The following is a 25643-nucleotide window of genomic DNA, read 5'->3' on the forward strand; positions in this document are numbered from 1 at the left end:
CCGAAAGGGGCTTTTTGCATATATGAGCGCGCTGCGGCGAGGGGCCTTATTTGCCCCAGAGCAGCATCAGGGGGTGCGCAGGCTGGAGTTCTTCAATGGGGATTTCCACCTTCTGCGCGCCAGCCATGCCGGGGGCCACCTGATAGGGCTGAAAGTTTATGCGTATGCCCGAGGGCGTCAGGGTCAGGCTGGCGAAGTTTTCCGGCACGGGATTAAGGCCTGTGCGCAGGTACTGCTCCTGACGCATGCCGCCGAGGCGCTGGAAAAGTTCCCTGCGCGACCATGCGGACATGATGGCAAGGGCCGCGTCCGGATCTTCAAAAATATCCACCAGCCCAAGGCGCTGGCCTGTCAGCAGGCTGTAGTTCAGGGTCATGATGTCCAGATTGCCCTGTGCGCCGCCCGTGTAGGTCCAGACTTCAAAGGTGATGCTCAGCGCCTTGTCTGAAGGATGGCTTAGAGAGTAGGAACACCACAGTTCGGGAACCGGGCGGTTTTCATCCGGGTACAGACCGGGCGAATTGAAGGTTTCTTCAAAGGCGTTGGCAATGCCCGTGGCCCATTCGCGGATATTGGCGTCCACTGCGCGAATACCCAGCGAGGGATAGCTGAGATTGATATCCGGCTTGTCTTCCCGGTTGGTGCGCACGATCTGGTGTTCAATGATGCCAGGGCGGCGAGAACCGGAAATAATGGCTGCCGCAGTCTTTTCGTCGGCTTTTTCCACGGCTTCCGGCGCTGGCGCGACATCTGCCGAGGCAGGGGGGGCTTTGTCCGCATTGGTCTGGTGCTGAGGGGGCTGGCCTGCGCCCGCATTGGGGTCGGCAGCGGCCAGCGAAGTGGGAGGCGCGCCCGCGGAATCCTTGCGGGCCGGTATTACTTTCATGCCCTGAGCTGGAGTTTCAGCTTTAAGTGATCCCGCTGCCTGCACTTCGGGCAGACGGGCGGCAAGGGCGGCTTGCGCGCATGCCAGCAGCGGCAAAAGCAGAAGCAGAAAAAAGACTAAGCGGGGCATATTCATCCATTGTAGCGGCCAGAAAAGTCTGGCCGACGGGGTTTTGCGGCAAAGCCCGCATGTGCTGGCAGAGGAACACATGCGGGCGGTAAATACAATAGCTTTAAACCTTGAATCCTTCACGCAGGCGCAGAAGGCCGCGCCAGTTTCTGAGCAGCAGCACTGCCGCCAGCACCAGATACACCTGCGCAAAGAAATAGTGCAGGCGTAAAGGATCGTGCGCAAGCCCCAGCAGGGCTTCAACCTGGGTGTCATAGAGCGGCGAGAGCAACTGGGCTGCAAACAGGATGAAAAGCCACAGGGCCTCGCGTACATGCAGGCGCAGATCCACCAGCAGGGCCACGGCAAAAAGGGACTGCCCGGCGGTCAGTAGTATTTCCTGAAACTGGTGAGTGTCAAGGTTTATGGAAGGCGAAAGCGAGCCGGATGACGCGGCGTAGACGCCGGGGATCATGCCCACAAGCAGGGTCCACTGGTTGAGCTTGGACGAAAGCAGGCTGCCCAGGGCCAGCGAAGCATTGCCCCGTGCGGCAAACATGAGGGCAATGATGAATTCGGGCGACTCCGAGGCAAGAGGCGCAAGCCACTGCACCAGCAAAAATTCGTTGATGCCCAGCAGTTTTCCGCTGGCAACCAGGCTTTCGCTGAAGGGTTCGGCATTGCACAGAATGACCAGCGCCGAAAAAAGGAAAATAAGAATAACGCTGCGCAGGCGTACCTTTTTGGCAAAGTGGGCCAGCAGGGCTGCGGGGCCTTCGGGTTCTTCCTCTTCCACGGGTCTGCGGGCGATAATGCAGATGTACCAGATGTAGATGCCCAGCAGCACTACGCCGTCAACCCAGGTCAGCGAACCCTTGAGCGGAATAAACAGGGCGTAAATGGTTGCCAGCCCGAGAAAGAGCACGTCTGTGCGTTTGTCGTCCGGCAGGGAAACTCCCGTATGAAACCGTCTGGCAAAAACAAGCACAATGGACGACCAGCCCACGCCGATGAGCAGCCTGTTGGCCCCGGTCATGTTGGCAATGGCGTAGTGGGAGTAGGCGCTCTCGGGGTGCTGGCCCGCCATCCAGGTAAAGTACATGTCCACGGCGTATTCGGGCAGCACGGCGATAAAAGCCACAACAGCCACGGCTACAGCCTGAGGAATGTCCATCTGGGCGACTTCGCACGCCCAGGTGAGCAGAAAGGATGCGCCCAGAATGGCCATGCCCGAGAGCAGGGCCACCAGAAGCGGCGAAACGTCAGGGTGCAGAAAACGCAGCCCAATGCCTGGCAGGGTCATACCCACGGCAATGATGTAGGGGCGCAGTGCGCGAATGGTCATGCTGTTCTCCTTAAAAATAAAAAAGACCTTGGCGATGTAACGCCAAGGTCTCACTAATCGGCTATACCGACGGCGACACCAGGCCATGAGGCCATGCTGTTGATGTCGCCAGGGTTTCAAGAACCCAGTTACTCCCCTTGAGCCGCCAAAGTAGACGTTGTTCATTGTGCTGTCAACAACATCGCCAGGCGCTCAGTGGCTCGCAGCGCTGCAAAATCAGGGGTACAGGCTTTGCGGCCCGAACCCTGCGCCGCAATGTTGCAAGAAGGCAGGCGGCACTTGCCAGTATGGGTGCCTGCGGCTAAAGTGACGGTGAATTATGTGCCGGTGTTACCGGTCAGCCTAGGAGCTTTTTGTGAATATTACTTGCCCGCGTTGCGGTTTCAGCCGTGAATTGCCCGCCGATCGCCTGCCTTCCAAGGCAGTTATAGCCACATGCCCGCACTGCGCCTGCCGGTTCCGTCTGGTTCCCGGCGTCGGGGTCATGGATGTTTTGTCCGAGCCGGAACACCCCGTTGAAAATCCTGCGCACAGCGGTGATTCCGAAGCCGCCGATGCGCGGCCCGAAAATTTGGGTGCGGAACAGCATGGGCGGGGAGCCTGGCAGTCGGGCGATGATGATCCATTGCCCCCTGGGGCCATCGTTCCCGGTCATTCCGTGCAGAAACCCTCATGTGCCGACGACGAGCGGGGCGAGAGCCGTGAACCCGCGCAAAAGCCGCAATCTGGCAGAAAATTTCCTCAGGCGGATACTGGGGAAGAAAGGCATATAGGTAATCTGTGGGGGCTGCTGGGCGGCAAAAATATTTTTGGTCAGCGTGACGATAAGGGCAGTGAAAAACGCGCTGGCGACCGGGATGACGACAATCAGCAGAAACGCAACTCGCAGCGCGGGCTTTTTGGCTCGGCTGACGATGATGCTGATGACAGCCGTAATGCCAGCGCCGCCTATGCGCGTGAATCCTCGCGTTTTGAAAACGACCGCGAAGACAATCAGGACGATGGGCAGCACGGCCCAGCAAATCCCTGGGATGCCGCGCCTGAGCCGGATGGCTGGATATCCGCCTTTTATCACACCTGCATGCGGGTCATGTTTGGCGCGCACAATTTCTTTGCCCATATGCGGGCGGAATCCTCGCAGGTGCGGCCGTTGGTGTTCTATCTGATCATCAGCGTCATTCAGGTTATTATTGAAAGGGTGTGGTCGGGCATCTTTCTTTCGCTCATGGCCCCCAGCGCCGCTTCTGACCCCGAGCTGGAAAAAATGCTCATCCTGCTTTCGCCCCAGCTCAGCCTGCCCATGACCATCCTGATCAAAACCGGCGTTTCTGTGGTGCAGCTCTACGTGCTGTCGGCGCTGATGCATTTTACCTATGGCTTCATAACGGGCAAAAGGCCCGAATTCTCGCTGGTGTTTCAGGTGGCGGCCTATGCGGCAGCACCCTCGCTTTTGTGCGTGGTGCCCCTGCTGGGCTCCATTGTGGGCTTTATCTGGATGATCGCCTGCGTCCTTGTTGGGTGCCGCACGGTTCTTAATCTTACGTGGCCGCAGACCTTCATGGGCTTTGCCCCTGTAGTGCTGCTGCTCGCGCCGCTGTTGCTGCAGGTGATGAAGGCTGCCCAATTCTGAGGATTGCCATGGCCCGCTTTTGGCGAAGAATTGCGCTATTCTGGCATGAATTTCGCAATTGTCGTAAATATGGCGCAAGCATCAGGCCAGACACCATTCGCGCCAAGGCCGAAGACCTTGGGCATCTGGCGGAACTGGCCGGAAGAAGCATTGCGCTGACGGAAGCGGAATCGCTCCATCTGGCGCAGCTGGAGCGGGAAATGCGCAGCCTTGTGCAGATGACCCGCCAGACCTCGTTTTGCACCATCCCGGCAGAAAAACGCCGCGATCTGCACGACAGCCTGGCGCAGGCCAGGGAAAAGCTGCTCGATTCCATGCAAAATGCATGTCTGGCCTCGGAGAAAACGCAATGAACCATCTGTATACCCGGTTTTGCGGCTTGGGCGGCGCGGTGTCGCGCCAGCGCGGGCCTCTTGCGCTGGTGCTGGTCACAGCTACGATTCTGGCAACGCTTTTGTTCACGCTCCTCGGCGGCTGTTCTTCGCCGCCAGACGACAGCCGCAGGTCGGTGAGCGTCACTGGCGACTTCGGTACGCCTTTTCAGTTTCAGATAAACAACTTTGTGCGCCGTCAGCCTCCTGCCATTTACGTGGCGCCGCAGATGGTTCTGGGGAGGCGACCCCGCGCCCTGTTCGTGCCCTTGCGTGCCACGCAGCAGATAGCCAATGCCGTGAGCTTCAGCGAGATGCTTTCGCGGCAGGTCTGGCAGGTCTGGCTTTCGCTCAATGCCTTTCAGGCTCTTGAGTATGCGCCGCAGGGCGCGCCGTACGAACCCTCCCGTGCCATAGCCCTGGCCCGCCAGCGCGGCGCGGAAATGGTGGTCGGGGGGTACATCAATCACTACATGGACGGCGGCAGCACTGGCTCCAGTTCGCTTTCGCTGGCTATGGAAGTCTATGACGCGCGCTCCGGCACCTTGCTCTGGTCCATGGCGCAGGGCGGGCTGATGGAAGCCCGGCAGGTGCATGATTTTTATCTTTTCTCCATCAGGGAGCGCAACCCCGGCGACCCATCGGGCTTTATCGCCCGCTCGCTGGCGTGGGATATGGGTCGCGAAGTTCTGGCCTGGGTTGATCCTTCGTCCAAGGAAAAGTCGTTCTGGGATACGGTATTTGGCTCCAAGGCCTTTTAGGCGTATACCAATCCGTTGCCGTCCCTCATATGACGCAGTGATTGTACTTTTTTGAACTTTCTGCGGAGTGGGCAACTGTAGCGTCAGGTTAGCTTTGTGGGTGTGTTTGCCGTGTAAAAAAGAATACTGCCAGCAATATCTGACAGATAAAGTTTGTGGTGCGGCTTTGCCATTCTGTCTTTTGATTTTTTCGGTAAGGCAGTTTTGCCGCCGCCGATATGTTACAGCCCGCCATGCGGGTTTTGCCGTCAAGCTGGAGCGGGGCAGTGATGCCCCGCTCCTAACTTTTTGAGTGGTAAGGAAAAAGCTCTGTTTGACGAAGCTATTGTCACAGGGTAAGTAATAAGAAATACTAGGGCTGTTCACTCCGTCACAAGCAGTTTGCGCGCTGCGTCACCGCGGCCGCATCCGTCTTGGCTCCGGCCTTTTGCCAGCAAAAGGCCGCATAGGTAGGCGGGAACAGTTCCTTGCCGATCATTCCCCCAATGGATTTGGCTGAATGGGAAGCGGCAGAAAGGAGATCCGCCGTGTGCGCGAAGATGCAAGGTATTTATTTTGACAAGCAGGACAGGGACATCCTGGCTCTGGTCAACCGTATTCTGGAATCCGATGGCAAACAGTCGGACACATTTCTTTTTGATCCCAGCCTGCACCCGCACGGCATCAAGGAACTGGTGGCATCGCCTGTTTCGCGCATGGCTTATGCCGTTATAAACCTGCTGCGGAACCTTCAGGCAGGCCGTACACAGGCTCGCGACCGCCTGCTTGCCCTCAAGACCCTGTATGATGAAGTGCTCAACAGCGCCCATTCGGCCCTGCGTCGCAACACCGCGCGCGCCCTCATGCAGATCATGAAGAGCATGGTGCGCGCCCACGGCAACCAGCTTGAGCAGCTCAAGCTGGCGCACGATTTTCGTCGCACCGTGCAGGGAACGCCGCGCGTGGTGCGCCGCATGCTTGCGCGCTATCATCTGCCTGAAATGCCCGAAAGCTGGAATCAGCTCGCTTTTGACGACCATGTGTATGACGCCAATACCAAGGGCCGCAAAACACCCACCCACCTGATCATGGACGCATGGATCAAGGGTATGCGTTCCCTTACTGTTGCCTATGAATACTGGGTGCAGCCCGAGGCAGCGCGCGAAATTCTGCGCGCAGCGGAAATCACCGGCATCGGCGTGCGTATTGGTCTGGAATTTCATCTGCCTTTTTACGGGCGCTTCATCAGTCTGTTCTGGATTCCTCGTGGTTTCAGCTCCAACGAGGATTTTCTGGAGTTTTTGCACAGCCCCAAGGTTGCCGAACTCATGAAGCGGGGCCGCGAGGTGCTGCGCTGGCGTCGTGAACGCGTGCTCGAAAGCCTTGCGCTCTGGAACGAGATCCAGCGCCCGCAGCTTGAAGCCCAGTGGGGAGTGCCTGTGCCGGAACTGACCGGCGAGGGTTTTTCGCGGCATGTGGGCCGGGGGCAGGCCTCTGGACTGCATCTTGCCGAGGCGCTGCATGCGCATGTGCAGCCCTCGCTGCGTGAACGCGCAGCCCTGTTGCTTGAGAGCGATAGTGAAGAGGCCAGGGCCGAACTGGTTTTTCTGGACAACCTGAGCGCTGAATACATCGCCGACCACTGGCTTTCGCCCCAGGAACACCCGGAAATGCCCGACCTCAACAAACCCTGCGCGCACGGCGACCTGCCGCCGCTCATGCAACTCTCTGTGGGCGACATTACCCGCGAGCTTTCGGAACTGAACCCCGGCTACCGCCTTGTGCTGACCACCAAGGGGCTGAGCGTGGAAGACGTGGCGGAACTTTTGTGGGACAGCCGGGGCAGCATCAGCCATCTGGAAATTTTCAACATGCGCGGCTGGATGGAAGGCAAGCACTCCTGCCTCAAGGCCATCAGCGAGTTGCAGCAGGCCCTCAATGAAGGGCTTGGCCCGCGTGTGAAACAGATGATCCGCACGATGGTGCGCCGTATGAGCACCCAGGATGAGGAGCGCGCGGCAAAGTTCCGCCATATTCTGCACAACGTGCCGAAATTGTGGGAGCACTATCGCAACAAGCCCCTTGGTTCACGCCTTGGTACAAGCTCGGTGAGCCGCGATTCCTATGGTATGGGGTTTGTGCTGCGCGAAACCCTGCCTGCCCGCAGCCGCAAATTTTATGCAAGGGATCAAAAACAGCCGGATATTCCCGTGTGCTCGCCGGTTGAAGAATGCGTGCGTTACAGCAAACCCCGCAATCCTTCGCCCTGGCAAAAGGCCTTGCGGCTGTTGCGTCATCTGCCGGGCTGCCGCCATCTGGGTATGGAACGCCAGTCTGTCTGGAAGACCGCCAGCGTGGACTTTCGCATCTGCACCAAGGGCAACGTGCTCAATCTTGGCGGTTTGAGCCTTGCCTGCGGCAACGGCCTTTTGGGCAAAGCCTGCGAAAAGGGCAGCAGCGAACCTCTGGGGCCAGCCTACTTTAACAGTTCTGTAAGCAATTGCCTCAAGGTGCTCATGGGCTTCTGCCCTGCGTTTTTTTCCTTTATGTATACGCAGAACTGGTGGTTCCTCGCCTGGTGCGGCACCTTTATCTGGTTTGGCATTACGGGATTCCGCAACGTGGTGCAGATGGTCATGGCTGCCAAGGGGGCAACGCGTTCCACGCTCATTCACTGGAAAGATCAGGTCAACGTGAGCCGCTTGTGCGATTCGCTCATGTTCACGGGTTTTTCAGTGCTGCTGCTTGAAATGCTGGTGCGTGTGCTGCTGCTCGACAAAACACTCGGCATTACAGCAGCCCAGAACCCCTGGATGGTCTTTGGCGTGCTCAGCCTTGTTAACGGCATCTATTTGTGCGCGCACAATGTGTTTCGCGGCTTTCCCAAAGAGGCATCCATCGGCAATCTGTTTCGCAGCCTTCTGGCCATCCCGGTGTCGTCGCTGTACAACTGGGTGCTGTATCAGGTGGCCTTTCTGCTGGGAGTGGATAATCCGGCCATGTATCTTGTGCCGAGCGCCGCGGTTATTTCCAAGATGGCCTCGGATTCGGTTGCCGCTCTCATTGAGGGTTATGCCGACAGCCAGGTGAACCTGCGCATGCGCAGATGGGATTATCGCAGCAAGCTTGCCAATGTTTTTGACTGCTACACGCGCCTGGAATTGCTGTTTCCTGACGAAGACGCTCTTATCAAACTGGCAAAATCCGGCGGCTTGCAGGGCAGCGGCGGGGTGATGGGCAAGGAGCTTGAACGGGCTTTCATCATTAACGCCCTTGACCTCATGTATATATGGTTCTATCAGCCCCGCGCGCAGGATGCCTTCCGGCAGATTGCCAGGGCCATGCCCGAGGCTGACCGCAACGTGCTTGCGCGGGCGCAGCTTGTGCTGACGCGTGAGCGCGAGGTCAGCCAGATGCTGGTGGACGGATTGCTTGGGCGTAATTTCTCCCGGCCACTGGCTTTTTATCTCGATAAGCGTAAAGAATATCTGAGGCGGCTAAGCCGTCTGTGTCGCCCCGGAAAAATGCGGGAACCGGGAACGTTCTAAGCCATTGCGGTTGCAGTTGGCGCCAGGAAGCCAGATATAGGCCAAACGGCAGCAAGAGAACAGATGATGCCTGCTGCGCAGGCATCATCTGAATAAATCATACAGCGGGCGCGGGCAGTTGCCTTTGCGCCGGGCACAAGGCGCTCCTGCCTGACAGGCAGCGCCAGCACACACCGGAAGTATGGGAACGACGCGGTTCCCGTCTTCAAACCACCGTTGCAGGTTCACCTGCTCCGGTGGTTTTTTTGTTGTTGCGGCAAAAGTACAATGCAAAACGGTTAGTCATCTGTTTTTTCACGGTTTTATTTTAAGCGGGTGCATTGTGTGGTCAATCAATCAAAGGTGTGCTTGTGCAAAAAATAATTTTACACTCTAGTTGCTTGTGCAAAAAAGAACTTTTGAATGTGAAACTAAAAGGAAAAAAAGAACTAACTAAATGCTTTGTTATGCTTGCATTGGCTTTTTATATGGTATATTTTTCCCCACAGGAGTCTTTCATACTTACGACAGAGCATTTCACACTGATATCGTTCTGTATAACAAAAGGAGTTACGAATGAGTACGGATCTTAAGAGCATGCATATGGGTCAGATCACCTCGTTCTTTATCCCCAACGTCACCCTGGTGGGCGAGGGATGTTCCAAAGAGATTCCTGCTCGATTGAAGAGCATCAATGGTGCGAAGCCGCTGGTTGTAACTGACCAGGGTATCGTTAATGCCGGTATCCTTAAAGTGATCACCGACATCCTTGATGCCGCCAAGATGAAGTATGCCATATACGATAAGACCATCCCGAACCCCACGGACAAAAACGTTGCAGAAGCTTTTGACCTGTACAAAAAGGAAAAGTGCGACAGCATCGTTACCCTTGGTGGCGGCAGCTCGCATGACTGCGGCAAGGGCGTAGGCTTTTTGGCTGGCAACGGTGGCAAAATTCATGACTATGAGGGCGTGGACAAGTCCAAAAAGCCCTTCCCTCCGTATGTTGCTGTTAATACCACCGCTGGCACCGCCTCTGAAATGACGCGTTTCTGCATCATCACCGATACCTCCCGCAAGGTGAAAATGGCCATTGTTGACTGGCGCTGTACCCCCAGCGTGGCCATTGACGATCCCGTTCTGATGATGGGCATGCCCCCGGCCCTGACCGCGGCCACCGGCATGGACGCCCTGACCCACGCTGTGGAAGCCTATGTTTCCACCGCTGCCACGCCCATGACCGATGCCTGCGCTGAAAAGGCCATGGAATACATCAACCGTTACCTGCGCCGCGCCGTTGCCAACGGCCGGGACAAGGAAGCCCGCGAAGGCATGTGCTATGCCCAGTATCTGGCTGGTATGGCTTTCAACAACGCCAGCCTCGGCCACGTGCACGCCATGGCTCACCAGCTTGGCGGTTTCTATGACCTGCCCCACGGCGAATGCAACGCCATCCTGTTGCCCCATGTGTGCGAATACAACCGTATCTCCAGCCGCCGCCGCTTTGGCCGCATTGCCCAGCTCCTGGGCGAACTCACCCAGGGCATCAGCGCTGACGAAGCCTCGCGCAAAGCCATCACCGCCATCAACATCCTGTCCAAGGACGTGGGTATCCCTGATGGCCTGATCGCCCTTGGCAAGAAGTACGGCAAGGAAGTACGCGAAGCCGATATCCCCACCATGACCGCCAACGCCCAGAAGGACGCCTGCGGCCTTACCAACCCCCGCTCCATGACGGATGCGGCTGTGGCGGCTATCTACAAGGCGGCCCTGTAATACAGTGTCCTCCAGAATGTAGGCCGTTTGCCTGATGCCCCCGGTGGGGCAGGCCATTGGCAGACATCGTGGTATGAAAAACGGCGCGGGCTTTCCGCGCCGTTTTTCTTGCTTTGCGTTGTGGTTTACGCCCCTCAGCACCCAGTGCCTGACAGCAGTATGAAATGAAAAAACGATGTGGCTTTGCTCCACGCAAAAAGCGGCATGGAAACCATGCCGCTTTTTGCGTGGTAAGGCAGCCCATGCCCGAGGGGCGGTGGCTCAGGGGCGGATGACTTTGTCCGCCAGATCAAGGCTGGTGACAATATCGAGCATATTTGAGGTATCGCCCACTTGCTTGGCTTCCAGCAGGCCAAAGTGCGCAAGGCAGGTGCCGCACACAAGCACAGAAACGCCATCGGCTGCCATCTTTTCCAGGGCATCCAGCGCAGGGCCAGGCTGGGATGCCAGCTTGACACCGCCGTTGATCAGCACAATGCGCCACAGGCGAGGGCCAAGTTCCGGCAGGGTTGCCACAAAATTGCCCATAAGTTTTGCGCCCAGCCCATCGTCGCCACGGCCAATGGTCTCAGTGGTGATGAGCACCAGCGTCTTGTTGGTTTCGCCCAGAGGGCGGGATGCTTCCGCAGCCTGCTGAGGGGCGGATGCCGCAGATTCACCAGCACTTGCCGTGATGCGCCAGCAGTCGGGGCCTTCCTGGCTGGCGGCAACAGTAAAGCCGCGACCCTCCAGAAAACGTCGCACGTTTTCCCGCGCGGGCTCATTATCTACCAGTACTTCAAGGGCATTTGTTCCTGCTGCCAGGGCATCGCGGGTGCGCATGACGGGCTGGGGGCAGGCCAGCCCTCTGCAATCTAATTGTTCCATGAATATTCTCCTGTTCATGATATACGAGATTTACAACTATTAGGGGTAAGGGTAGTTAGAAAAAAGCCGATAAGCAAGATAAACTAAGGTAGGCATATATGGGCATTGCGCTTCAGGTAGTAATCATTGCCGCTTTGGGCGGTTTGGCCGTTTTTGGCGGTATACAGGGTATGAGCTGGCTGGTAGTCGGCATTATTTTTGTCTGCGCCGGTGCAAACATCTGGCTCTGGCTGAGTGGGCGTTCCCGCGCTGCCCGTCTGGCGCAGTATCTCGACGCTCAGGCTTCAGCGCCTGCGGCTGATGGCGATGTGGAACAGCGGGCCATGCAGTGCATTGAAAGCCTGCGCGAAACGCTGAAGACCAAGGCGGACGCTCAGGTTGTGGAATCCTTGCAGGCGCAGAACAGCGAACTTGCCAAGCAGCTCAAGGAGTCTGAGGAACTTGTCGTAACTTTGCGCAAACGGCGTGAAAAGGGCATTATTGCCCTGCACAAGGCCCATTCGGTGTGCACCAGACTTTCTGGCGACATGCGCAAGCTTGCCAGCCTCATTACGGACGTAAATGGCGGCGTTGCCGTGCAGCGCGACAGACTTGTGGAAACAGGCGCGGCTATGGAGCGCGTGGCCGATTCTGCCAGTCAGGCCTCCCTGCGTGTGCGTGAACTCTCGGAAAACGCCCAGAATTCAAGCGCCAGCGCCGCCACGGGCGAACAGGAAGTGGAAGGCGCAGTTGGCTCCATTGACAGTGTGCGCGACACCATCGTGCAACTCAAGGAAGCCATGGCCGGGCTGGGCGAAAAAGCCAGCAATATCGGTCAGGTCATGAGCGTCATCAACGAAGTGGCAGATCAGACCAATCTGCTGGCCCTCAACGCCGCCATTGAAGCGGCGCGCGCTGGCGAGGCCGGGCGCGGATTTGCCGTGGTGGCCGACGAGGTGCGCAAGCTGGCTGAAAAAACCATGGGCGCCACCAAGGAAGTCGAGGAGGCCGTAAAGGCCATTCAGGATGAAACCCGGCGCAATGTGCTGACTGTGGACAAGGCCGCGCAACTGAGCGTGGACGCGGCAGACAAGGCCACCAATGCCGGTGATGTGATGCGTGCTATTCTGCAGAGCATGGCGGATACCGCCGGGCACCTCGCCAGCATCGCTGCCGGTGCCGCTGAGCAGTCCGAGCAGAGCACTGGAACCAGCGGCGCGCTGGAAGAAGTCCGAGAGGTGGCAGAAAGCACCTCCAAAAACATGGAGATGTTTACGGCCTCGCTGCTGACCTTCCAGAGCGGCATGGAAGAGCTGGATATGATCGTCAACGCGCTTGTTGCAGGCGATTTTGACCAGGCCCTCTCCGACAAGTTTGTGGAGTGGACGCCCAAGCTTGAGCTGCACGTCCCCCTGGTGGACAGAGAACACAAACTGCTGGTGGAGTATATCAACGAACTGCATCAGGCCATGACGCATAACAAGCCCGTGTCTGAAATGATCGGTGTGCTCAAAAAACTGCGCGATTACACGGCCACCCATTTTGGCGATGAAGAAAAACTGTTCAATGTCCCCGCCTACAAGGCCGCAGCGGAACACATGAAGATCCATAAAAAGTTTGTTGCCAAGCTGGATGAAGTGGAAGAGCAGTTGCGTATGGGCACCGCCACCGTGAGCATGGATTTGCTGACCTTTCTCAAGGATTGGCTGGTACAGCACATCATGGGCACTGACCCCACCTATCTGCCCTACCTCAAGCCCGAGGACAAGGAACCAGCGTAAAACCGTCAGTCATGAAAATCGAAGATGTTTTGTGCAAGCAAAGAAGCCCCTTTCGGGGCTTCTTTGCTTGTGTGCAGGGCTTGCAGAAAAAGGGGCCGTCACGCCCGGGCTTGCGTGATGGCCCCTGTGCGCAGATGGCGCGTCAGACTACTATCTGTTGTTGCCCAGTTTCACTGGGGCTTACTGCCATCGTTTGATGCTGGGATAAAATTTCAGGGCAGGACTGCGAAAGGGCCTTCCCTCATGAATATCCAGATGCTCGTCTGTCCTATGCGGGCCAGCTGCCCTCGCGCAGCCTGCGCATGCCTTCCTCTCCCACATAGCGGCGCAACTGTTTGTCGGGCGCGTTGAGCAGATCCACCACCAGCAGGGCATCAAGGGTGCCAAAGGTTCTGTCTTCGTGAAAGGCGGCAATGCGCCCGCCCAGTTGCAGGTAGTGTTTAAAAAGTATGGGCAGGGTGCGCCCCCCCTCCATCTGCCGCACCAGCGCGTTGACGGACTTGTAATCAAGGTGCTGGGCAAAGGGCAGTTCTTCGCGCAGTTTGCGGGGCTGTTTGCCACGTACCATGCTTGCCAGGGGGGTATCCCAATGGCGCAGGCGCAGGTGCCGCCAGAGCAGGTCTACCGATTGCGGGCGATAGTTGAGGCCAATGCTGGCAGGGCCAAAAAGAGTACGCACGCCATTGCGCAGGGCCATCTGCCCAATGCCCTTCCACAGCAGAAGCAGGGGCGTGTAATCGCGCTGGTATTCGGGGCAGACAAAGGCGCGCCCCAGTTCCAGTGCATTTCCGCACTGGCGGAAAAATTCCGGCTCGTATTCAAAGAGCGAGGCAGTATAGAGGCGCTTTTTGTCATACTGCCAGGTTCCTTCTGGTCGCACCACGCGTGCCCGGTATGAACCGGCAATGTTTTTGCCTTCTTCGTCCATGAGCAGAAGGTGTGAATACAGGGGGTCGTAGCGGTCGGTATCCCGCGCCTGTCCCGATCCTTCACCCAGCGCGCGGAAGGCTTCTTCGCGCCTTCTGGTCAGTTCGTCCAGCAGCAGGGGCGATTCGTCGCCCTCAAGCAGATAGACGCAGTAGCGGCCTTCGCGGGCCAGCATGCGGTTTTCCGGCAGGGCGGCAAGGCTGACCATTATATCCATCTTGGCCGCGGCAGGGGCCAGGGGCTGGCAGTTGGCTGCGTGCCCGGCTGCGCCGTGTTCAGAGCCTAGGGCAGAACGGCAAAGCCCCAGACAGTGGGTGCGCTGCTCATGGTTCAGCCCCGTCAGAATTTCTGCGGGGATGGCCTCGCCCACGATCATGCGGGCAGTGCTTCCCCGTTGTTTGAACAAGGTATTGGGCAACAGGGCCTCGCCCACGTTCTCCTTGAGCGCTGTTGCGGCGATAAAGAGGGGATTCTGCCGTACGGACATATGCAGGGGGACAAAATTCAGGCCGGGGATATCGGCATTGCGACCGCCAAGCCTGCTGAGCAGGCGTGACCATGGCTGTTCCGCAATGCCGCGTCCAAATTGCCAGCGGGCCACGCTCCCGGAAGGGAAAATACCCAGTGCTCCGCCCGATCGCAGGTGGGTCATGGCAGTGCGCAGCACCGCGGCGTTGGCGGCTGCGCCGCCAGAAAGATTCAGGGGCAGCAGCATGGGGGCAAGCTGCGCCAGTTGGGGAATGCGCAGCAAGGCATCGCTGGCAAGAATTTTGAGATCGGGACGTGCCTTGCCGCAGAGGGCTGCAAGCATCAACCCTTCAAGCGCGCCGGAGGGATGGTTGGCAAAAAGCACCACCGGCCCTCGGGCAGGGATGCGCTCCAGATCGCCGCGCAGGCATTCCGTATGCACATCCAGCGCGGTGAGGCAGGCGGTGGCAAAGGTTTGAGGATCGCCGCACTGGGGCAGTGTGTCGGCCATCTTTTCCAACCGGGCAAAACCCGAAAGCTGACGGGCCAGGGCGCGGGCCAGCCGCCCGACGCTTCTGACCAGCGGGCGGCCAGGTGCAAGGGGTAAAATATCAGCATTGCCGGGCATGGGGATTCTCCTGTGCTTGGGCTGGGCATGCGCGTGGGCGCATGCTCGGCTGGTTCCGTTTTCTGCGTCTTGTGGTGCGCCGGTCCGGGCGATGGTAAAATTCGGGAGCCTAGCAGTATTCGGCGCACACTTCCTGAGGAAGCGGCGTTGCCTTCATCTGGATCATGTTTGTGCGCAGGTCGTTTTCAATGTTCTGCTGGCATTCGCAGCAACGTGTCGCCCCTGGGGCGGCCATAAGGCGGGCAATGGGGATCTCCTCGCCGCATTCTTCGCAGCGGCGGGGGCCGCCGTGCCGCAGGAGCGCCACAAGGCTCTGGAGTTCACGGATGCGTTGGGAACTGCGGCGGGCGCTGCAATGGGCTATGTGGGCCGCCTCAAGATGGCTGGCCGCGTCCAGTTCGTCCGCGCAGTGCTGGGCCTGAAAAACATCGCGCAGCAGGGTGAGACGGTGCATTTCTTCGTTCAGTTCGCCCTGAAGACGCTGCAAAGTGTGCAAATTGTCCATGTCTGCCTCCTTCGGAGAATTTCCGATGGTTGAACTGTTGCTCTTTGGGCATCATGAGTGTGCTGGTTTGCGTTATGGTGACGCCCATGTGAATTTGTGCGTCATGTTAGCGGCAAAGTGGTGGAGGCGGAGTCTGTGCTTTCTGAACAGGCTTCACTCAGGGGAAGATTTGTTGACAGGGGGGTGTTTGTGCAATAATTTTCTCATGCGTATAATTTATCATCATGATGTAGCCAGGGAGGAAGTTGTGTCCGAATATAGAAAGCCCTCAACGTTAGAGCGGTTTATCCCTATTGTGGACTTTCTGGGCGCTTTTTTGGGTGCTGACTGTGAAGTCGTGCTGCACGATGCCACCAGGCCGGACAGCTCTGTACTTGCGATAGCCAACAGCCATATAAGCGGACGCCGCGTGGGATCGCCCATTACGGATATGGCGTTACGCCTTATCAAGGACGGCACCTGGATGACCGCGCCTTTTATTACGGGCTATAAAACGCAGAGCAAGGACGGTCGTCAGCTTCATTCGGCAACGTATTTTATCCGTGAAGACGATGGTTCATTGGCTGGGATGTTATGCCTCAACATGGATGCGGTCCCGCTGATTGAGGCGCGCGATCTGCTTGATCGCTTCATATCGCGGGCGCGAATGGAAAAGCCCAGGTCGGACGCTGAAAATGGACATCCTCTTGAAACATTTGCTGAATCGCTGGAAGACCTGACCAGCAGCATTATCCAGCAGGCGGTGAATGGCGCGGATATCCCGCCGGATCGCATGACGGCAGATGAAAAAATAGCTATTGTACGCACCCTTAACGAAAAGGGCGTGTTTTTGCTTAAAGGCGCTGTGGCGGTTGTGGCGCGCCATCTGGCAGCGTCAGAGGCCACCGTTTACAGGTATTTGCAGCGGGTTTCTTCCTGAGGGTGTTTTCTGCGGTATGATTTTTTTCTATCACATTGACAAAAAATTATTATCAAGATAATTTTATTTCACTGCGATAGCTGTGCTTGCAGGGCGTATGGTCTCCTTAACGGGGCAGCGCAAAACATCTTGTTTTAACAACTTGTTAAGGAGAATCCGTCAAATGTCTCAGCGTATTGCAACGGAAAAGGCCCCAGCAGCCATTGGCCCGTACTCTCAGGGGATGGTCTGCGGCACCCTTCTTTTTACATCCGGCCAGATACCCGTTGAGCCTTCCACCAAGGCTGTGCCCGATGATGTGGCTGCCCAGGCCCGTCAGTCGCTGGAAAACGTCAAGGCTGTTGTAGAAGCTGGCGGCAGCAGCATGGACCGCGTGGTAAAAACTACGGTGTTTCTGGCTGACATGGGTGATTTCGCCGCTGTAAACCAGGTGTACTCCACCTATTTTGCAGAGCCTTTTCCTGCCCGGAGTTGCGTACAGGTAGCGGCCTTGCCTCTTGGAGTAAAGGTCGAGATTGAAGCAGTCGCCGTCCTGTAGACGTAAGTGGGCTTAGCTGTCTGAGCATCGGCGGCATGGGGCCGCTGAACGGTACTTCATCGTCAGGAGACACCACATGTCCAAGAGCAAGAACGAATTCGGCCTTATCCTCAAGCTGCTGGCAGGCATTGTCATTGGCGCACTGATCGGTTTTGCGGCCAATGAAAATGTCATGCAGGTTGTAATGTCTCTCAAGTATGTTCTGGGCCAGATAATCTTTTACACCGTGCCGCTCGTTATCATTGCGTTTATTGCGCCTGCCATTACCCGGCTTGGACAGAACGCCAGCCGCATGTTGATTGCGGCGCTGGTCATTGCTTACATTTCTTCAGTAGGCGCGGCCACCATGTCTTGCCTCGCCGGATACGCCATCATCCCCCATCTGTCCGTTCCCACGGCGGTGGCTGCCCTGCATCCTCTGCCTGATGTGCTCTTCAAGCTGGATATCCCCCCGGTCATGCCGGTCATGACAGCCTTGGTAACGGCTGTTCTTATTGGCATAGCGTCGCTGTGGACGCGAGCTGAAATCATGGTGCGCCTGCTGGACGAGCTGGAAGCTATCATGCTCAAGATCGTGAGCAACGTGGTTATTCCCCTGTTGCCGCTCTTTATTGCCGCCACCTTTGCCGGGCTTGCCTACGAAGGCAGCCTCACGCGGCAGCTTCCCGTATTCTTGAAAGTTATCATTCTCGTGTTGCTCGGGCACTACATCTGGCTTGCCGTGCTGTACTCCATTGCCGGTATTGTGTCTGGTCGCAATCCCCTTGAGGTGCTGCGCCACTATGGCCCTGCCTACCTTACTGCTGTTGGCACCATGTCCAGCGCGGCCACGCTGCCGGTTTCCCTTTCCTGCGCATCGCGATCTTCCGTGCTTTCCAAAGAAATGGTGGAGTTCGCCGTGCCCCTTGGGGCGACAATCCATCTCTGCGGCTCTGTGTTGACGGAAACTTTTTTTGCCATGACCATTTCCATGTTGCTGTATGGCTATTTGCCCAGCCCGGCGACAATGGCGGTATTCATTGCCCTGTTTGGGGTGTTTGCCATCGGCGCTCCGGGCGTGCCTGGCGGTACAGTAATGGCTTCTCTTGGCATTGTGGTGAGCGTGCTTGGTTTTGATCCTGCCGGGGTGGCCTTGCTGCTGGCCATATTTGCCCTGCAGGACAGCTTTGGCACAGCCTGCAACGTTACCGGCGATGGCGCAATGGCCCTGATGCTGGAAGGTCTTTTCAACCGGTCAAAAGGCAAGGTCAGCCAAGCCTGAAAATTATGAATATAACAACCCCCTGCAATAAATGCGAGGAAGTATACATGCCCAATTCCCAGTGGCCCAGTTTTATTGAACTGCTGCATAAGGAAGTAGTGCCCGCTCTAGGCTGCACTGAGCCAGTAGCTGTGGCGCTGGCGGCTGCCCATGCCGTTGAGGCTCTGGGTTGCCAGCCCGAGAACATAAAGGTGCTCGTTAGCGGTAATTTGCTGAAAAACGGCATGGGCGTTGGCGTGCCGGGCACAGGCTCTACGGGCATGAATATTGCCGCTGCTGTTGGGGCGATTGGCGGAAAGGCAGCGCGCGGGCTTGAAGTGCTGGCGGAGCTTACGCCCGAACAGGCCGAAGCTGGCCGCAATATGGTCGAAGCCGGCCGCGTCCATGTGGGCATTGCCGAAGGCTCGCCCCTGCTGTACGCGGAAGTTCTCGTGGAAGGCGGGGGGCATACAGGCCGGGCTGTGCTTGAGCATGAGCACACCAACATTGTGCGTATTGAGCGCGATGGAAAGGTGCTGTTCAGCCGCGAGCAGCCAGATGACGCAACCACTGCAAAAAGTGAAGAATGGCCGCTGTCCATTGCCGCCATTCATGAGTTTGCCACGCAGGCGCCTTTTGAAGACATCAGCTTTATTCTTGAAGCCGCGAGGCTCAACGAAGCGGTGGCTCTGGAAGGCCTGGCCCGGGAATACGGCCTGCAGGTAGGACGCACCATTGATGGCAATATCCGCAAACGTCTTATGTCCGACGATGTGACCACCCTGGCGGTCAAACTGACGGCTGCCGCTTCCGATGCGCGCATGGACGGCGTGATGATGCCTGTGATGAGCAATTCCGGCAGCGGGAATCAGGGCATAACCTGCACCATGCCGGTGGTGGCCTTTGCCATGCGGCTGGAAGCAGGGGACGAGGCCCTGGCAAGGGCACTGATCATGAGCCACCTTACCTCAATTCACGTCAAGCATCGTCTGGGGCGGCTATCGGCTTTATGCGGCGCTACGGTTGCCAGCATGGCCTCCGCCTGCGGTATTGTAATGCTGCTTGGCGGCGGGATAGAGCAGATTGACCGTACCATCCGCAATATGGTGGGCAACGTGGCGGGCATGATCTGCGATGGCGCCAAGACCGGTTGCGCCATGAAGGTCGCTTCGGCGGTGGGCGCGGGCGTGCAATCTGCCATGCTGGCTATGGATGGCATGGGCGTAACCCGCAATGAAGGCATTGTTGAAGACGATATTGAACAATGCATTGCCAATCTGGCCCGGCTGGGCTGCGACGGTATGGCTCAGGCCGACCGCGTGGTGCTGGACATCATGGTGGCGAAAAGCTGAGTTTGCTGTAGCGGCATTCCCTCAGTAGCAAAAGGCCAGAACTGAGCTGCAAGGGTCCCTTCCTGTCGTTGCCTTTACCAGTAATGGATAGGGTGCGTGGAAGGGGCCTTTTTTGTGATGCGGCAAATCCGCAATCTGTTCAATGAGTTCTGTCTGCGTTGCCTACTTCAGTACGCAAAAGCCCGCCCCGCAATGCGGGACGGGCTTTATATCAGGCTTTATCGGCGGATTGCCGCAGCGGCCTACTTGCCGCAGAAGGACAGAAAGTAGCTGTGCATGCGCGTGTCTGGCGTAAGCTCGGGGTGGAAGGACGTGGCCAGAATATTGTTCTGGCGCACGGCTACCGCCTGACCGTTAACCTCCGCCAGCACCTTTACGCCCGCGCCCACGCCGGTAATGACAGGAGCGCGAATGAAAACCGCCGGGAGGGGGTCTGCCCCGATCTCGGGTATGCTCAGATTGGTTTCAAAGCTGTCCACCTGCCTGCCAAAGGCGTTGCGGCGCACGGTGGCGTCAAGCACGCCGAGGCGTGGCTGGTCTGAGTTTTCAATGTCGCGGCACAGCAGTATAAGCCCGGCGCAACTGCCGTAAACGGGCATGCCGTCGAGTATGCGCTGGCGCAGGGGCTCAAGCATGTTCCATTCGTTAAGCAGTTTGCCGATGGTGGTGCTTTCGCCGCCGGGAATGATCAGGGCATCAATGCCCTCGATATCCTTGAGCTGGCGCACCTCGCGGGCCGTCGCGCCAAGGCTGGCAACAGCGGCCACATGCTCGCGAAAGGCTCCCTGAAGAGCCAGAACGCCTACGCAAAGCTGCGACATTACCAACCCCGTTCCTGCATGCGTTCGGCAGAAGGAATGGTGGAAATTTCAATGCCCACCATGGGTTCGCCCAGATCGCGGGAGATTTCGGCCAGCATGGCGAAATCGTTGTAGTTGGTCACGGCCTGCACAATGGCCTTGGCGCGCTTGGCCGGGTCGCCGGATTTGAAGATGCCGGAGCCAACGAACACGCCGTCGCAGCCGAGGTGCATCATCATGGCGGCGTCAGCGGGGGTGGCGATGCCGCCAGCGGCAAAGTTCACCACGGGCAGGCGGCCTTCCTTGCGAACGGCGTAGCACACTTCAAGAGGAGCGCCGATTTCTTTGGCGTAGTTGGCAACTTCGGCTTCGGGCAGGCTGCACAGCTTGCGCACGTCGTCCATAACCTGACGGCAGTGGCGCACGGCTTCAACCACGTTGCCGGTGCCGGGTTCGCCCTTGGTGCGGATCATGGCTGCACCTTCGGCGATGCGGCGCAGGGCTTCGCCCAGATTGCGGCAGCCGCACACGAAAGGCACGGTAAAATCGCGCTTGTCGATATGGTACTTGTCGTCAGCGGGGGTGAGCACTTCACTTTCGTCAATGTAGTCGGCGCCCATGGCCTCAAGGATGCGGGCTTCAACAAAATGGCCGATGCGGGCCTTGGCCATGACGGGAATGCTCACCACTTCCATGATGCGCTTGACGATGGTGGGATCGGCCATACGGGCCACGCCGCCTGCGGCGCGAATATCGGCAGGTACGCGTTCCAGGGCCATGACTGCGCAGGCTCCCGCTGCTTCGGCGATTTTAGCCTGTTCGGGAGTGGTGACGTCCATGATCACGCCGCCTTTGAGCATTTCAGCAAGGCCTGTCTTCAGGCGGATGGTGCCCTGTTCCATATCTTTCTACTCCTTCTGAGCCGGAGGCCGGCTGGTGATGATGTCTGCATGCCGCACATGCGGCGGCTTTGCTGGCGTGTATATATGTCAATAAGCCGCACCTGACAATATGATACCTGACATGCTCCGCAGCAGGACATCCCGCCGCAAAAAACTTCCGTCATCGGCCCATGCGGCTTGCGCTTCGGGCGTCCTCTGGCTATGCTTAAGGACTCAAAAGGAAGTATGATGACAGAAAGTTTCCCCATTCTTTTGCCATTGCTTCGCGGCCCACTGCCTTTGCACGCTTTTGAAGCGTCCGCTCAGTCCGGCCAGGCCTCTGCCGCCGGAAAAGGATCAGACCCACACTGGGCTGGCGCTTTGCGCCTGTGGCCCGGTCTGCCTGATGCGCCTGCCGAAGGTTTTTTTTGCCCGGATACCTATCCCTTTTCACCCCGCGAGGCCGTGGCCTGCCTTGGCGATCTGCAACAGATGGGCGATGCGGCCCTTTCTGGCCTGCCAGTAGGCGCTGCCGCCGCTGGCAATGTGCGCGCCGCGCGCCGCAGTTCAGAAATGGCCATGCTCTCCGGCCTTGAAAAATCTGATGGCGATGCCGCAGCCGCTCTGGCGGCAGAGGCGGCCCGCAAGTATCTGATTGCGCGCACTCAGGCGCAGAAGACCCTGCTCTGGGTCTGGCAGCAGGAGGAAAGCCTGGCTGATCTGGCGGATCTGACCGCGAGTTTTGCCCAAAATGCAGGCAGCCTGACAGCTTCTCTGGGTGTTGACCCAGATGACGACTTGGCCGGGCTGACGCCGGATGCGCTTACGGGCGATCTGGTGCGCCTTGGTTCGCCCATTGCTCTTGATACTGGTCTTGTGCCGCCGTGGCGGCTGGTAACGGCCAACGCGCTCTATTTTGTGCCGCCTCATGCGCCTATTATTATTGAAGGGGCCATGCGCGAGGACATGTTGGATATGCTGGATTTTGCCCCGGCTCCAGAGCATCAGGGCCTGCTGGGCGCGCCGGAATCGGCCCCCGCAGGCGTACCGCTGCCCGTGGTGGTAGAAGCCCGCGCCCCGGGCTGGAAACTGCTTGGGCATACCCGCCCCACAGGGCAGCCGCCGCTTGATGCCGAGCGGGTGTGGATCACCTGGAGGGCCGGATCATGAGCGGTCAGCAGGCGCAGCAGCTCACCGCGCAAGGTTTGTTCCCGCACGGCATTGCTGGCGTGATCTTTGACTGCGACGGCGTGATGATTGATTCGCGCACGGCAAACAACATCTATTACAACCGGGTGCTGGCCTGGTTTGGGCTGCCGCCCATGACGCCAGAACAGGAACACTACAGTTTTATGGCCACATCAGAGCAGGCGCTGCTGCATATTGTGCCGCCGCACCTGCACCACGAGATCGATTACGTCATAAGAAACGAGGTTGTTTACCGACGCGATATTACGCCCTTGCTGCGCTTACAGCCCGGTTTTATGAACTTTATCGGCAATCTGCGGAGCAGGGGGGTGCGCATGGCCGTGCACACCAACCGAAAGCTCGATGGAATACAAACGGTTCTGGACATTTTTTCCCTGCCCTCCTATTTTAATCCTGTGGTCGCGGCGGATACAGCCGCACCCAAGCCTTCGCCCGAGGGTACGCGGCACATATGCGCCGCGTGGCAATGCCCTCCGCAGCAGGTGCTTTTTGTTGGCGACAGCGAGCACGACAAGGAGGCAGCCCGGGGGGCGGGCGTGATATTTGCCGCATTTAATGGCGGCCCGTTACGGGGAGAGATTACGGCGGCGGATTATCCCGGTCTGCACACTGCGCTGGCCGCAGTGCTGCCGCCTGTTTCCGGCCTGTAAGGCTTGACCCCGTTGCGAATACAAAAGAAAGCCACGCTGGAGGGCGCATGATTGTTGTTGCCAATACCATGAGCGCTATTGCCCTGGTGCTCGGGTCTCTGCTTAGTCTTTATTTCTGGATTGTCATTATCGCGGCTGTGCTCACCTGGGTGCGCCCCGATCCGTATAATCCCATTGTGCGCACCCTGCGCGCACTTACCGAGCCGGTGTTTTACCGTGTGCGCAAGTGGTTGCCGTTTACCTATTCAAGCGGCATGGATTTTTCGCCCGTGGTGGTGCTGCTGGCCATTGAGCTGTTTAACCGGATTGTCATCACCTCGCTGGCCCAGTACGCGATGACGCTCCATTAAAAGAACTGGTGCCGCCGGAGGACTGATTTTTTACGCTGCTCCATGCGGATATCTGAGAATCCGCGCCAGGAGAATAAGCCCATACGACTTGCAGCCGCACTGCACAAAGCCACATCGGCGCAGCGGCACAGGCGGGCCGATCCCCTTGAGCAAAAGCCTCAGTTGATGCGCAGGCAACAGCCTATGAACATCTAACAATGGAGATTTCTTATGGATCAGCAAGAACTGGAACTGCTGGAAAAGTACGCTACCACTGATCCGGAGCTGAAATCCCTTTGGGAAGATCACGTGCTCTACGAAAAACAGGTGGAAAAGCTCGAAGGCAAGGCCTTCCGTTCGCCCACTGAAGAGCAGACGCTCAAGCAATTGAAAAAGCAGAAGCTCGAAGGAAAAACCCAGCTCATGGCCGTTCTTGATCGTCTGAAGAAACAAGGATAGCCGGGCTTTTTTTAAGGAGTCGGACATGGAATGTACTGGTGCGCAGATTCTCCTTGAGTCCATGAAGCGAGAGGGCGTGGATGTGCTGTTCGGTTATCCGGGCGGTGCGGTCATTGATATTTATGATGAACTACCGCGACATCCCGAGCTACGCCATGTGCTGGTACGGCACGAGCAAGGAGCTGTGCACGCGGCTGACGGCTATGCCCGTGCCTCGGGCAAGACCGGCGTATGCCTGGTCACCTCGGGGCCAGGAGCTACCAATACGGTCACGGGCATAGCCACAGCCTACTCCGATTCCATTCCTCTGGTGGTGTTTACCGGGCAGGTGCCCACCCAGCTGATCGGCAACGATGCCTTTCAGGAAGTGGACATCGTGGGTATTACCCGGCCCTGCACCAAACATAATTTTTTGGTCAAGGACATCACAAAACTGGCGTTGACCATCCGTCAGGCCTTTTACCTTGCACGTTCGGGCCGTCCCGGCCCGGTGCTGGTGGATCTGCCCAAGGACGTCATGCAGAAGCGGGCGGAATTTGTCTGGCCTGAAGACGTCTACATGCGCAGCTACAACCCCACCTACAAGCCCAACCTGAACCAGTTGCGCCGCTCGGTGGAAGAACTGGCAAAGGCAGAGCGCCCGGTGATTCTTGCGGGCGGCGGGGTTATTCTGTCTGATGGGGCAGAGGCCCTCACCGGCCTTGCGCGCAAGCTGAACATTCCCGTTACCTGCACCCTCATGGGGCTTGGGGCTTTTCCGGCCACCGACCCCCTGTGGCTGGGCATGGTGGGCATGCACGGCACCTATGCGGCCAACCTTGCCATCAACAACTGCGATGTGCTGATGTGCGTGGGCGCGCGCTTTGACGACCGCGTTACAGGCAGGCTGGCGGCCTTTGCGCCCAAGGCCCGCATTGTGCACATCGACATTGACCCCACGTCCATTCGCAAGAATGTGGAAGTGCATGTTCCTGTGGTTGGCGATTGCCGCCTGGCGCTGGAGGGTATTGCAGAAATCTGCGAGGCCAAGCTGGAAAACAAGGACTGGGCTGGCGAACATGCCGCCTGGATTGCCGCCGTGGCCGAATGGAAGGCGAGCAAACCCCTGTGTTACCAGTGCAACGGCAATATCAAGCCGCAGTCGGTCATTGAGGCCCTTTACGACATCACCGGCGGCGATGCCATCATCGCCACCGAGGTGGGCCAGCACCAGATGTGGGTGGCCCAGTTCTATTCGTTCACCAAGCCGCGCACCCTGCTGACCAGCGGGGGCCTCGGCACCATGGGCTACGGCTTTCCCGCTTCGGTGGGGGCGCAGTTTGCCTTTCCGGATAAAAAGGTCATTGCCGTGGCAGGCGACGCCTCGCTGCAGATGAATATTCAGGAGCTGGCAACCGTGGTGGCCAACAGGCTGCCCATCAAGGTCGTCATTCTGAACAACCGCTATCTGGGCATGGTGCGGCAGTGGCAGGAGCTCTTTTACAACAACAACTACAGTTCCACCAACATGGAAGCCCAGCCCGACTTTGTGAAGCTGGCCGAGGCCTACGGGGCCGAAGGCTATCGCATTGAAAAGGCTGAAGACATGCGGGCCGTGCTTGAAAAGGCCCTTGCTTCGCCCAACCCTGCCTTCATTGACGTGGTGGTAGAGCGCGAAGAAAACGTGTACCCCATCGTGCCCGCCGGTGCGGCGCTTGATGAAATGTTGCTGGTGTAAGGGAGATGGCT

At 58.0% G+C, this 25643-nt stretch carries 22 protein-coding genes; 15 read left to right on the top strand and 7 right to left on the bottom strand.

Annotated elements, in window-relative coordinates; all coding sequences use genetic code 11:
- Positions 1–46 precede the first annotated feature (46 nt).
- Both NE637_RS13865 and NE637_RS13870 read right to left on the bottom strand, forming a co-directional pair.
- Positions 47–1015 carry a DUF3298 and DUF4163 domain-containing protein gene (locus tag NE637_RS13865; RefSeq protein WP_227119244.1) on the bottom strand — a complete coding sequence of 323 codons (969 nt, stop codon included), beginning with the start codon at positions 1013–1015 and terminating at the stop codon, positions 47–49.
- A gap of 103 nt (positions 1016–1118) precedes the next feature.
- On the bottom strand, positions 1119–2339 hold the full coding sequence (locus NE637_RS13870; RefSeq protein WP_192113389.1) for a calcium:cation antiporter family protein: 1221 nt from the start codon (positions 2337–2339) through the stop codon (positions 1119–1121).
- A 355-nt stretch (positions 2340–2694) separates the two neighbouring features.
- Here NE637_RS13870 and NE637_RS13875 point away from each other — a divergent pair, with 355 nt between their 5' ends.
- From NE637_RS13875 to NE637_RS13895, 5 genes are all read left to right on the top strand, one after another.
- Entirely contained in the window at positions 2695–3969 is a 1275-nt protein-coding gene (locus NE637_RS13875; RefSeq protein ID WP_192113390.1) for a YIP1 family protein, read from the top strand.
- 8 nt (positions 3970–3977) lie between these two features.
- Positions 3978–4322 (top strand): hypothetical protein, encoded by a 345-nt coding sequence (locus NE637_RS13880; RefSeq protein WP_192113391.1) that lies wholly within the window; start codon positions 3978–3980, stop codon positions 4320–4322.
- Entirely contained in the window at positions 4319–5101 is a 783-nt protein-coding gene (locus NE637_RS13885) for a hypothetical protein (protein WP_225530047.1), read from the top strand. Before NE637_RS13880 ends, NE637_RS13885 begins: the two co-directional genes overlap by 4 nt.
- Before the next feature lie 527 nt (positions 5102–5628).
- Positions 5629–8628, top strand: coding sequence for a hypothetical protein (locus NE637_RS13890; RefSeq protein WP_227119245.1), 3000 nt, complete (start codon positions 5629–5631; stop codon positions 8626–8628).
- A gap of 555 nt (positions 8629–9183) precedes the next feature.
- The gene (locus tag NE637_RS13895) at positions 9184–10383 is read left to right on the top strand and encodes an iron-containing alcohol dehydrogenase (protein ID WP_192113392.1); all 1200 of its coding nucleotides are present in this window, start codon (positions 9184–9186) and stop codon (positions 10381–10383) included.
- Positions 10384–10644: 261 nt separating this feature from the next.
- Here NE637_RS13895 and yedF read toward each other — a convergent pair whose 3' ends face one another.
- Positions 10645–11250 (bottom strand): sulfurtransferase-like selenium metabolism protein YedF, encoded by a 606-nt coding sequence (yedF, locus tag NE637_RS13900; protein WP_227119246.1) that lies wholly within the window; start codon positions 11248–11250, stop codon positions 10645–10647.
- 98 nt (positions 11251–11348) lie between these two features.
- On the opposite strand from yedF, the gene NE637_RS13905 reads away from it, so the two are divergent.
- Positions 11349–13010: a bacteriohemerythrin gene (locus tag NE637_RS13905; protein WP_192113394.1), complete on the top strand. Its 1662-nt coding sequence runs from the start codon at positions 11349–11351 to the stop codon at positions 13008–13010.
- 268 nt (positions 13011–13278) lie between these two features.
- On the opposite strand, the gene NE637_RS13910 is transcribed toward NE637_RS13905, so the two are convergent.
- Both NE637_RS13910 and NE637_RS13915 read right to left on the bottom strand, forming a co-directional pair.
- On the bottom strand, positions 13279–15033 hold the full coding sequence (locus tag NE637_RS13910; protein WP_192113395.1) for a bifunctional lysophospholipid acyltransferase family protein/GNAT family N-acetyltransferase: 1755 nt from the start codon (positions 15031–15033) through the stop codon (positions 13279–13281).
- 109 nt (positions 15034–15142) lie between these two features.
- The gene (locus NE637_RS13915) at positions 15143–15538 is read right to left on the bottom strand and encodes a TraR/DksA family transcriptional regulator (protein ID WP_192113396.1); all 396 of its coding nucleotides are present in this window, start codon (positions 15536–15538) and stop codon (positions 15143–15145) included.
- 25 nt (positions 15539–15563) lie between these two features.
- Here NE637_RS13915 and NE637_RS13920 point away from each other — a divergent pair, with 25 nt between their 5' ends.
- From NE637_RS13920 to NE637_RS13935, 4 genes are all read left to right on the top strand, one after another.
- On the top strand, positions 15564–16457 hold the full coding sequence (locus NE637_RS13920; RefSeq protein WP_256267766.1) for a helix-turn-helix transcriptional regulator: 894 nt from the start codon (positions 15564–15566) through the stop codon (positions 16455–16457).
- A 163-nt stretch (positions 16458–16620) separates the two neighbouring features.
- Entirely contained in the window at positions 16621–16995 is a 375-nt protein-coding gene (locus tag NE637_RS13925; RefSeq protein WP_215648043.1) for a RidA family protein, read from the top strand.
- Positions 16996–17071: 76 nt separating this feature from the next.
- Complete coding sequence (locus tag NE637_RS13930) at positions 17072–18256, top strand: dicarboxylate/amino acid:cation symporter (RefSeq protein ID WP_215648042.1); 1185 nt, start codon at positions 17072–17074, stop codon at positions 18254–18256.
- A 47-nt stretch (positions 18257–18303) separates the two neighbouring features.
- A complete protein-coding gene (locus tag NE637_RS13935; RefSeq protein ID WP_227119248.1) occupies positions 18304–19587 on the top strand; it encodes an L-cysteine desulfidase family protein in 1284 nt (427 codons plus the stop codon).
- Between the two features lie 242 nt (positions 19588–19829).
- On the opposite strand, the gene pdxT is transcribed toward NE637_RS13935, so the two are convergent.
- A complete protein-coding gene (gene pdxT, locus NE637_RS13940; protein WP_192113959.1) occupies positions 19830–20408 on the bottom strand; it encodes a pyridoxal 5'-phosphate synthase glutaminase subunit PdxT in 579 nt (192 codons plus the stop codon).
- Positions 20408–21289, bottom strand: coding sequence for a pyridoxal 5'-phosphate synthase lyase subunit PdxS (gene pdxS / locus NE637_RS13945; RefSeq protein ID WP_192113958.1), 882 nt, complete (start codon positions 21287–21289; stop codon positions 20408–20410). Before pdxS ends, pdxT begins: the two co-directional genes overlap by 1 nt.
- Positions 21290–21517: 228 nt before the next feature.
- Here pdxS and NE637_RS13950 point away from each other — a divergent pair, with 228 nt between their 5' ends.
- The 5 genes from NE637_RS13950 (at position 21518) to ilvB (ending at position 25632) form a co-directional block, all read left to right on the top strand.
- Complete coding sequence (locus tag NE637_RS13950) at positions 21518–22438, top strand: hypothetical protein (RefSeq protein WP_227119249.1); 921 nt, start codon at positions 21518–21520, stop codon at positions 22436–22438.
- The gene (locus tag NE637_RS13955) at positions 22435–23127 is read left to right on the top strand and encodes an HAD family hydrolase (protein ID WP_192113956.1); all 693 of its coding nucleotides are present in this window, start codon (positions 22435–22437) and stop codon (positions 23125–23127) included. The genes NE637_RS13950 and NE637_RS13955 overlap by 4 nt, the downstream gene beginning before the upstream one ends.
- A 47-nt stretch (positions 23128–23174) precedes the next feature.
- Complete coding sequence (locus tag NE637_RS13960) at positions 23175–23477, top strand: YggT family protein (protein WP_192113955.1); 303 nt, start codon at positions 23175–23177, stop codon at positions 23475–23477.
- Positions 23478–23687: 210 nt separating this feature from the next.
- The gene (locus tag NE637_RS13965; RefSeq protein ID WP_022659632.1) at positions 23688–23915 is read left to right on the top strand and encodes a DUF465 domain-containing protein; all 228 of its coding nucleotides are present in this window, start codon (positions 23688–23690) and stop codon (positions 23913–23915) included.
- A 25-nt stretch (positions 23916–23940) separates the two neighbouring features.
- A complete protein-coding gene (gene ilvB / locus NE637_RS13970) occupies positions 23941–25632 on the top strand; it encodes a biosynthetic-type acetolactate synthase large subunit (protein ID WP_192113954.1) in 1692 nt (563 codons plus the stop codon).
- Positions 25633–25643: the final 11 nt, after the last annotated feature.

The organism is Desulfovibrio desulfuricans (assembly GCF_024460775.1).
Classification (GTDB): domain Bacteria; phylum Desulfobacterota; class Desulfovibrionia; order Desulfovibrionales; family Desulfovibrionaceae; genus Desulfovibrio; species Desulfovibrio desulfuricans_E.